General features: G+C 33.0%; 8 protein-coding genes. 1 reads left to right on the top strand and 7 read right to left on the bottom strand.

The genetic code is table 11. The features are described from left to right. Window positions 1-290: 290 nt before the first annotated feature. The gene (locus ACTCDL_RS11140; protein ID WP_463176568.1) at window positions 291-1,154 is read left to right on the top strand and encodes a formate/nitrite transporter family protein; all 864 of its coding nucleotides are present in this window, start codon (window positions 291-293) and stop codon (window positions 1,152-1,154) included. Between the two features lie 112 nt (window positions 1,155-1,266). Here the strand turns inward: ACTCDL_RS11140 and ACTCDL_RS11135 are convergent, their stop codons facing one another. The 7 genes from ACTCDL_RS11135 to ACTCDL_RS11105 form a co-directional block, all read right to left on the bottom strand. Beyond that, the gene (locus ACTCDL_RS11135; protein ID WP_463176567.1) at window positions 1,267-2,601 is read right to left on the bottom strand and encodes an alpha-amylase family glycosyl hydrolase; all 1,335 of its coding nucleotides are present in this window, start codon (window positions 2,599-2,601) and stop codon (window positions 1,267-1,269) included. Between the two features lie 341 nt (window positions 2,602-2,942). Beyond that, a complete protein-coding gene (locus tag ACTCDL_RS11130) occupies window positions 2,943-3,497 on the bottom strand; it encodes a manganese efflux pump MntP (protein WP_463176566.1) in 555 nt (184 codons plus the stop codon). 320 nt (window positions 3,498-3,817) lie between these two features. Beyond that, window positions 3,818-5,710 carry a methyl-accepting chemotaxis protein gene (locus ACTCDL_RS11125; protein ID WP_463176565.1) on the bottom strand — a complete coding sequence of 631 codons (1,893 nt, stop codon included), beginning with the start codon at window positions 5,708-5,710 and terminating at the stop codon, window positions 3,818-3,820. 477 nt (window positions 5,711-6,187) lie between these two features. Then, window positions 6,188-6,742, bottom strand: a complete 555-nt coding sequence (locus ACTCDL_RS11120) for a hemerythrin domain-containing protein (protein WP_463176564.1) — start codon at window positions 6,740-6,742, stop codon at window positions 6,188-6,190. Between the two features lie 259 nt (window positions 6,743-7,001). Beyond that, complete coding sequence (locus ACTCDL_RS11115; RefSeq protein ID WP_463176563.1) at window positions 7,002-7,196, bottom strand: DUF1858 domain-containing protein; 195 nt, start codon at window positions 7,194-7,196, stop codon at window positions 7,002-7,004. A gap of 142 nt (window positions 7,197-7,338) precedes the next feature. Continuing rightward, complete coding sequence (locus ACTCDL_RS11110; protein ID WP_463176562.1) at window positions 7,339-7,833, bottom strand: dihydrofolate reductase; 495 nt, start codon at window positions 7,831-7,833, stop codon at window positions 7,339-7,341. A 127-nt stretch (window positions 7,834-7,960) separates the two neighbouring features. Continuing rightward, on the bottom strand, window positions 7,961-9,529 hold the full coding sequence (locus ACTCDL_RS11105) for a methyl-accepting chemotaxis protein (protein ID WP_463176560.1): 1,569 nt from the start codon (window positions 9,527-9,529) through the stop codon (window positions 7,961-7,963). Between the last annotated feature and the right edge of the window lie 298 nt (window positions 9,530-9,827).

The raw sequence follows: 9,827 nt of genomic DNA, 5'->3' as shown, positions 1-9,827 counted from the left end.
GGGTTTTAACCCGTAGTGTAACATGTCATCATCTCCACAGGTTGAAACCTGTGGCTAGTAAATTTATCATTATAAAAAGTGTCGTAATATCTCTATATTCTCTCACTTCTTAATAACATACTAATTTATTAATTCTACTTACCCTTCACTGTCCTTTTTATTTTCCCCTTACTTTACTAAGAATTTTCACACTATTCACTAAAATGTCTAATTTTATTGAATTATAAGTTAAGGTGTGTTATGATTTTATTCGTGATTCTTTTCACAAAAAATATTTCAGGGGGACAAACATGGAAAAACGTTATTTAAAGCCAAAAGAAACGATTGACTACACTATCGAATCAGGAGTTAAAAAGATTAATAGAAGCAATAGCATTATTTTATTATCTGCTATTATTGCAGGCATATTTATTGCTATGGGGGCTTTATCTAGTAATACTGCTGCTTATACTATTAAAAACCCTGGTGCTGCTAAGGTAGTAACTGGAGCAATCTTTCCAGTAGGACTTATGTTAATTATTATTGTTGGAGCAGACTTATTTACTAGTAACTGCTTATTGATGATTGGTGCTTTAGAGAAGAGAATAAAATGGGGTAGCTTTCTTAAAGTTTTAGGGCTTGTTTATATTGGCAACTTCATTGGAGCAGTTTTAATTGCTATTATGACTATCTCGGCAGGACAATTTGATGCTGGCAATGGTGATTTAGGAGCCTATCATATTCACCTAGCACTACATAAATTAGAGGCTGGCTTTGGTCAAGCTATTATCTTAGGGACTTTATGTAACATTATTGTTTGTGCTGCAGCCCTTGCTATGTATAGTGCCCAAGACATCACCAGTAAGGTCTGGGGAGGGTTTTTCCCAATCTTTGCCTTTATCATCGCAGGATTTCAACATAGTATTGCAAATATGTACTATATTCCAGCTGGAATTATAGCTAGCAAAAACCCATTGTACTTAGAGGCTGGGCATTTTACTCAAAGTCAATTAGCTAAACTGACTTGGAAACACTTCTTTATTGATAACCTGTTGCCAGTAACTATTGGTAATATTATCGGTGGAGCAGTGGTAATTGGTGTCAGTTATTGGTATATCTTTGCTTATCAAAAAAGTAGTAATTCTATGAAAAGTTCTAAAAGTATTGCAGCTTAAAAGTAATAAAAAATAAGTAGTGAAGAGTAAAAACTATCATAACCTTATTAAAGGAATTCAAATTTTTTAGTTCTTTACTCATCACTGCTCACTCTTTACTGATTACTATCCTTTATAATTCTGCTAAGATTACCTTCTGCCCTTCTTCTTTGTCAACCTCTAGAGCAAAGATAATCGGCTCTACACCTAAAGTCATCCTTCCATCTACTACCTTCATCTGTTTAGCACTGATTAGATTCTCATAATTACCATCAGGTACTGGTACACTAATATCCCCTAATTTCTGTTCCAAATTAAAGATTCCAACCATTAATCTATTATCTAATTGATATGTAGCCACTACTACCCCGGCTCTATCACCATCTAAAATCTCATAATACCCCTTTGCAAAGATTTCATCTTGTTTAATCTTTCCTAAATCCTTTAACAAATCTACATAATATTCATCGAGCAAAGTCCAATCAATTGGGTCAGAATCAAATAAGCTTGGAGCAATTATATCATCAGTCTCTTGTCCCCCATAAATCAAAGTTAACCCTTGTTGGAAGTAATAAAATGCTGTCCAATTATATAAATCCTCTTTTATTGGTAGCCATCTTCTTGCCCGTGCTTGATCATGATTTTCAATGAACCGCATCTTGACATAATTAGCAGGATAAATATATTCCTGCATCCTTACCTTCTCTAAATATTGGCTAAAAGATATCTCTCCTCTCTTATACTTCTTAAAGTATAGGAAGGTATCATAGTCATAACTTATATCAAAAGCCTGATAGATTTCTGCATCTGATAGACCTACAAAACCATTCTTTCTGAGAGCTTTAAGAAAGTCAGGTTCTACACTCTCAGCAAGCCAGATAACTTCCTCTTTTAATTGTGCAACCTCTGCCCGTGCCTGTTTCCAAAAATCTAAAGGAATCATTGGTACTACATCACAACGAAATCCATCTACTCCAAGCTCTACCCAATATTTAAGGGAATCTATTAGATAATCCCATAACTCTTGATTATTAAAGTCAAGGTCTATGATATCATACCAATCACCAACCTTATTACCTATCTCTCCATCGGCAGTACGATAAAACCACTCAGGATGCTCTTCAAATAGCTTAGAATCATGAGCTGTATGATTATAAACTACATCTATCATCAACTTCATATCTCTTTGGTGTACAGCATCGATTAATTCTTTAAAATCATCTAAAGTGCCATACTCAGAATTGATTCCTCTATAGTCTTGAATAGAATAAGGACAACCTAACTTTCCCTTCTTATTCTTCTGCCCAATTGGATGAATAGGCATCAACCATAGAATATTGACTCCCAACTCCTTAATATTATCTAAATCCTTTATCAACCCCTTAAAGTTACCCTGATCACTATGATTTCTCACATAGACTTCATAGATAATCTGATTTCTTAATTCAACCGGTGTATCAATTGCCATCTTAATCCCTCCCATTATTATTACTTATAAATTAATTCGACATAACAAAAACGGTTTCCTTTAACTATCTTTCTATAATTATATTCTTACCCTCCAAAAGATTGATGATACTTAAATTTAAAAAATGCCACTAAGGTATAGATCTCCAATTCTAAAGTGTAATTTAATGGAGAAATTGCGACATTTTTAAAATTAGCGTGAGTGGGTGTGTGAGTGTGAGTAAACCCCAATAAAAACAAGTTTTACACACACTCACACTCATAGCTCACACTCGACACAAAGTGTCGCACTATCTATTGTTTCATTCTAAAGTTGGATATCTATATTAAAAATAGTGGTATTTAAATAATATCTATCAACATATTGATTCCAAAAATAACCAAAATGATTCCACCTAGATAATTAGCATACTTCTCAACAATTCCAAAATTCTTAATATAATTAACTATCATTAACGAAATAGCTGTTAAAATTGCAGTAATTACTGCAATAGTTGTACCATTACTGATTATGGGAATAATATCTAAGTTATACAATACAGAAAAGCCTACTCCAAAGGCATCAATACTCACACTAACTCCCAAAACTATATAGGTCCAAGGACTGAACTCCATGTAAACACAGGCTTCTTGATTCTCATAGCCCTCCTTCAAAAATAAGATACCGATAATTAAAATAATAGCTCCACCTATGTAATTACTAAAATCAAAGATATTACTATTAATATAACTTCCTAATTGAGCACCAAAGATTGCAAACAGCCCCTGGAAGAAACCAAAAGAGAGTACAATCAAAAACTTCTCCTTAGCTCTCAGCCTACTTCCACAGCCTAATCCTAAAGCTACTGCAAAAGCATCTAAAGCCAATGCCATTGCAATTAAAATAATATTTGCCATATAAGCACCTCTACTTTTTCAAAGATTATGCTTAAAAAGTTCCACTTTCTATAATGGAAGATAAGCAGTCTGTATCCTTTATTATTTGATAGAATTATCAATTTATATACTTATATAAATTGATAATTTAAATATATCTTTATAGAAAGAAAAAGTGACACTTTTAGGAATCTGGAATTAGTTATCAGGAACCTGTAAACTATACTGATTCCAGATTCCTGGTTCCCGACACGAAAATGTCGTAATATGCCCATCTTGATATATAAAAGAAAATAGACTATGAACTCATAGCCTATTTTCAAGATTCCAAATTATTTAAATTAAACTTTAAATTTATCGACTAAGCTTTGCAATTTCTGTGCCATAGTAGCTAACTGTTGTGATGAGTTAGTAATCTCCTCAGACATATTTCCGATATCATTAGAAGAGACCATCACCTGATCACTTTTCTCAGCCAACTGCTCTGTAGCTGCTGCTGTTTGTTCGATATGTGCAGTTGTCTGTTCGCTAGAATTTTGAATTTCAATAAATACATCCCCTGTTCTCTTAGCAACCTCCATCCCTTCTTGTGCTTTAACATCTACTTCTTTAATAGAAGCTAAACTTAGCTTTGACTTCTGCTGAGTCTCTTTTACTAATTTATTAATATCATCAATTGCTTTACTAGTCTCTGTTGCCAACTCCCGAATTTCATCAGCTACTACCGCAAAGCCTTGTCCATGCTCTCCTGCCCTTGCAGCTTCAATGGCAGCATTCAATGCCAATAAGTTAGTCTGTTCAGCAATATTATCAATTATCTCTACAATAGTACCTATCTCTTGAGAATTAGAATCTAACTCATTAATAGCTACCTGACTATCCTTAACAGCTTGATTGATAGCTCCCATACTAGCTAGAGTATCTTCAATATTTCTACTTCCAACTTGAGTCTGAGAATTTGATTCTTCTGCCAAGCCTGTTACTTGTTGGGCACTAGCTGAAATCTCTTCAATACTAGATGCCATATCTTCTACTAGTTGATTGGTAGTCTCAATTGTAGCATTTCCTTCTTCAGCACTAGCAGATAGCTCTTCACTATAAGCTGATAAGTCCTCAACATCATTCAATAAATCAATAATTATAGTCTTCAAATTTTCTTTCATCTTATTAAGAGAGGTTGATAATTTAGCAATCTCATCTCCACCATCGATTTTAAGCTGCTCTACTTTTAAGTTACCTTCAGCAATCTCATTAGAGAAGTTAACTGCTAAATTAATTCGCTTAATTATCGATTTTACTATAAAGTAGATGATTATAATAGCTAAGATAATACAAATAACTGTAGTAAATAATATAATATTTCTAAAGTAAGTTAAACTACCTAAGTATTCAGCTGTAGGTATAGTAACAGCAATTATATAATCATTATACTTATCAAAATACATCAACTTCTTCTGATTGTTAAAAGTATATAAGAAATGACCTTCGCCTTGCTTTAAAACCTTCTGACCCCAATCATAATCTGTAATATTCTTACCTATTAAACTACTATCAGGGTGGCTTATTATATCACCTGCTGAATCAGTAATAAAAATATAACCTTCTTTACCAAACTTCATTCTCTTAGTTAACTCACCAATATCAATTCTACTAACCAATTCTTGTAACTCTTCTGGTTTAATTCCAATCTGCACAATCCCTTTCTTATCCTGTCTAGCTACCCCTATATACTGAAACAGATTCTGGTCAACACCTCTTTTTTGTGGCTCTTGAGCTAAACTAAAGTTCTTATTAGTTAACCCTTCTAAAAACGGCTTGGTCTGCTCTGTACTGTTAAAATCAAAACCAATAAATTCAGGAATATTAGTCCAGCGTAATATTCCCTGTTCATCTATTATATGAATCTCTGGTATATTGAGATCATTAGCTATTTTAGTAACTTCTGTATTTAATTTACTCTCTGGAACATCTTTAATATCTTCACTCACCATCTTTGTTAACATAATTAGGTATTTATTCAGTGCTTTCTTAGTTATCTCTACATCCTCACTTCTCTCATCTATACTTACCTTTACCTCATCAATCTTAAGTTCCGCCCTATCTTTAATCAGATTATTTAAGGTATTCTTCTGTAAATTGTATCCCATGATTCCAACAATTGTAGTAGCTAACAATATCATAAATAGTGTTGGTACTAGAAATTTAGCTAGTATTGTCTTATTAAAAAATTTCATTGCCACCCCTCCTATAATTTAGAACGAAAAGTAATTAGTTATATAAGCCACCTTGTTCTTCCTTTGATATATAATTCGACATAAAAGATCTTAAACCTCCAATATAATAGGGGAATTTTATCAAGAAATAGTGAATAATTAGCCATTTCTCTCTAGAATAATATTTAACTATAGGTATGTGAATTAAAAATGAAACTTAATGGGGATATTGCGACACTTTTAAAATTAGCGTGAGTGGGTGTGTGAGTGGGTGTGTGAGTGGGTGTGTGAGTGTGAGTAAACCCCAATAAAAAGAAGTTTTACACACACTCACACTCATAGCTCACACTCGACAAAAAGTGTCCCACTATCTCTCTATAACATCATGGTTAAATTTTATTCTAGATTCACATACCTATAAATACCTTAAACCTAGTTACTGAACATAAAAATCAGGGAGTAATTTACTCCCTGATTTAAACATATTATATTATTAAATTAATCGACTCTCTGCTCTAAATCATCTATTAACTTTAAATATTTATCCTGTATACCCTGCTGGCTAGCTATTATTTCAACTTTATTACATGCTTCTTCTACCTCTGCTAAAGATTCTTTACTTAAATTATTTTCACCATAAGTATAGATAGCATTATCCTCTTTATCAATATGTCTATATAATAAATCTGTATAAGCAACAGCATTAGCAATAATATCTACTTTAGATTCTGCATTACCTTCTTTAACCGATTTTAAGGCTTGCTCTAAATTGTAAATAAATAGCCTACCCAAATCATGCTCTGAGAACATAGCTGCAACTGGACCACTGGCCAAAGGTTCACCTAACTCTTCAGATAACTTCTTAAAGAGTATCTCTTCTTCTTTATTATGATGATGCTTATCAGCATAATTTCTAATAAAATCAATCCCATCATAAAAGGATTCAAAGTCGACCTCTCCACTCTCAAAAACCTTAACAGATAACTTTCTAAGCACTTTTAAAACCCTTTTGATATTATTATGTTCTGCCACCAATAACTTTATAGATTCCATCTCATTACCTCCTTATTTATAGATCCAAGTATAAAGTGAAACTTAATGAGGGTATTGCGAAACTTTTAAAATTAGCGTGAGTGGGTGTGTGAGTGTGAGTAAACCCTAATAAAAAGAAGTTTTACACACTCACACTCATAGCTCACACTCGACACGAAGTGTCGCACTATAGAAATATAGCGACACTTTCGGTATTAGGTGAATTAACCCCAACTACCTCAATCTCTAACTCCTAACCAGCAAAGTAGAAAGTTATAGTCTAATTTACCTTTTCATTTAGAGCTTTCATCATCTCATCAAGATCAATTCCATGTACCATTACAGCTTGTTCAATTGCTTCACCTGTAGCTGTTGGGCATCCTAAACAGTGCATTCCAAAACTCATAAAGACCTCTGCAGTCTCTGGATATTTTCTTAATACCTCTGAAATAATATCGCTCTTTTCAATTTTCATAATTAACCCCTCCTAATTTATTTAAATTTTTAATTACTCTCTTAGCTTTCCTTACTTACAATTACATTATAAAGAATCTTTAACCATCTTTATATGATTTTAATCACATTAATGATAAGTATTTTTAATACTTATCATTAATCTAACTTTCTTTTCTCTTATAGAGATTGAAACTATAGTCATAAGGGTTTTGCTTATCCTTAACTCCTTGCTGAGTTGAGACCTTCTCCCAAAGTTCTAGATTTATTGGAGGAAAGTAAGTATCCCCTTCAAACTCCTCTTCTATCCTTGTGATATATAATTTATCTGCATAGGGTAAGAATAACTTATATACCTCTGCTCCTCCACAGATAAAAACTTCCTCATTGCTCCCTTTAAATTGCTTTAAAAGCTCTTCTTTAGAGTGAACTATCTCACAGCCTTGTTGAGCATAAGCTTTATTTCTCGTTAGAATAATATTTCGTCTATTTGGAAGGGGCCTACCAATAGATTCGAAAGTCTTTCTTCCCATTACTACTGGATGATTTAAGGTTTTTAGTTTAAAGTACTTTAAGTCAGAAGGCAAGTACCAAGGTATTTCATTATTATTTCCTATTAAATTATTCTGGTCTATAGCTACTATTATTGATAAAGTCATTTCTAGTCCCCTTTCTTTAAAATTATTAACTATTTTAATGTTGTTTAGTATTTTATCATATTTGTCAATAGATTCATAGCTGATCATAAAAAAGGTTATCAGCAACTGCTGATAACCTTTTTTAACCTTAAACGCTGAATTTTTGCACAAGATCTCTTAATTCCTCTGCCAATTGAGCTAATTCTTGGGAGGAATAAGTAATCTCTTCTGACATATTATTAACCTCTTGGGTAGCTGTTGAAATTTTAGTACTGTCTGAGGCTAGGTTGTGAGATAATGCCGATGATTGCTCAATTTGGGCACTGATCTCTTGACTAGATTTTTCAATCTCTTTAAATATATCTCCCGTCTCAGTAGCTATATTCTGTCCATCTTGAACTTTCTTTTCGACTAACTCTATAGCTTCTAACCCTACCTTAGATCTCTGTTGTGTCTCTTCTACTAACTTAGCTATCCTATCAGTAGCTTTGCCAGTCTGCTCAGCCAATCCTCTAATTTCTTCAGCTACAACAGCAAAGCCATGGCCATGTTCACCTGCTCTAGCTGCTTCAATCGATGCATTTAACGCTAATAAATTGGTCTGTTCTGATATACTAGTAATCAACCCTACTATCTGACCAATCTCCTTTGATGTACAATCAAGGTCATTGATAGCTTTAACTGTATCTACCACCGAACTCTTTATATCTTCCATACTGAGTAGAGTCTTCTCTATATTTTCTCTACCAATAGTAGTCTTGGAACTCGATTCTAAAGCAAAACTACTTACCTCTTCACTACTACTTGAAATTTCCTCAATACCTGCCGACATAGTTTCAATTAATTGATTGGTAGTCTCTATTACAGCATTTCCCTCTTGGGCTGATGCTGATAACTCTTGCCCATGACCTGAGATTCTCTCTACACTGTCCAATAAATTGATAATAATCTCTCTTAAGCTATCTTTCATCTGATTAAGAGAAGTAATCAATTGACCCAATTCATCTTTTGTATTATACTCTAATGATTCTAAATCCAACTTGCCTTGGGCAATGAGATTAGCAAACTCTGCTGCTTTCAAGATAGGTTTAGATAATCTAGTAGAGAGAAGATATAAGAGTATAGAGATGATAAGAGTTAAAATAATGATTATAGCACTGATATTATAAAAGGAATCAGTAACCATCTTGTCAACAAACTCTTTAGAAGCCCCTACATACCAGATACCAATTATCTCTCCTTGCTTATTTCTAATTGGAGTATAGCCTGTCTGATATAAGTGACCTACTACATTGGCCTCACCATAAAAGTCTTCTCCCTCCTTTAAAACCTTCTGCTTAACAATATCAGAAACAACTGTTCCTACTGCCCTTTTACCATCTTTTTTAACATTAGTAGCCACTCTAGTATCATAAGCAAAAATAGTTACAGTATCATTGGTAAGGCTTCCAACATAGTCAACCATCTGATAACTACCATTAATTAAGGTCTCCCCTTTATAAAGCTGGTCTCCCTCTAATCTCCAATCTCCAGGATATCTTTGATCAATAATACTATAACCTGTTGCTAAATCAGTCTTTACCTTCTCTAATACAGATTCCTTAGCATTTTTAGTAATAACAATTTTCACAGTAATTAATACACTCACTGATACTACTAGCATAATAGATACTAAGATTATAACTAATTTCTTTCTTAACGATATTCCTTCCCCCATAAATTGCCCCCTATTTTAAATATAATTAATTTGATTTAATTAATTATATTCTATTTATAGCTACAATTTCCTGCTAAAAACAATAAATTCTATATTAAATTTAGCTTATATGTATTAAAAACACATACTAAGGATTATTTTCACATTATTTTATTAAAAACATGGTTTCTTCAATAAGAACAAATTGGGCTACGCCCACTCTTCTACTCAAAGCCTTAAAAATAATTCAAAACAATTTTTAGCAACGAATCTCACTAATTTACGCGAATTTAATTCAAAACATTTTTAAGACCTAATT

Source organism: Orenia sp. (assembly GCF_055140805.1).
The sequence above is the reverse complement of the archived record's forward strand: the minus strand, read 5'-3'. Positions and strand labels throughout refer to the sequence as shown.

Coding starts and splice junctions, on each gene's coding strand:
- ACTCDL_RS11140 (WP_463176568.1), top strand. CDS start 291: ATGGAAAAACGTTATTTAAAGCCAAAAGAAACGATTGACTACACTATC.
- ACTCDL_RS11135 (WP_463176567.1), bottom strand. CDS start 2,601: ATGGCAATTGATACACCGGTTGAATTAAGAAATCAGATTATCTATGAA.
- ACTCDL_RS11130 (WP_463176566.1), bottom strand. CDS start 3,497: ATGGCAAATATTATTTTAATTGCAATGGCATTGGCTTTAGATGCTTTT.
- ACTCDL_RS11125 (WP_463176565.1), bottom strand. CDS start 5,710: ATGAAATTTTTTAATAAGACAATACTAGCTAAATTTCTAGTACCAACA.
- ACTCDL_RS11120 (WP_463176564.1), bottom strand. CDS start 6,742: ATGGAATCTATAAAGTTATTGGTGGCAGAACATAATAATATCAAAAGG.
- ACTCDL_RS11115 (WP_463176563.1), bottom strand. CDS start 7,196: ATGAAAATTGAAAAGAGCGATATTATTTCAGAGGTATTAAGAAAATAT.
- ACTCDL_RS11110 (WP_463176562.1), bottom strand. CDS start 7,833: ATGACTTTATCAATAATAGTAGCTATAGACCAGAATAATTTAATAGGA.
- ACTCDL_RS11105 (WP_463176560.1), bottom strand. CDS start 9,529: ATGGGGGAAGGAATATCGTTAAGAAAGAAATTAGTTATAATCTTAGTA.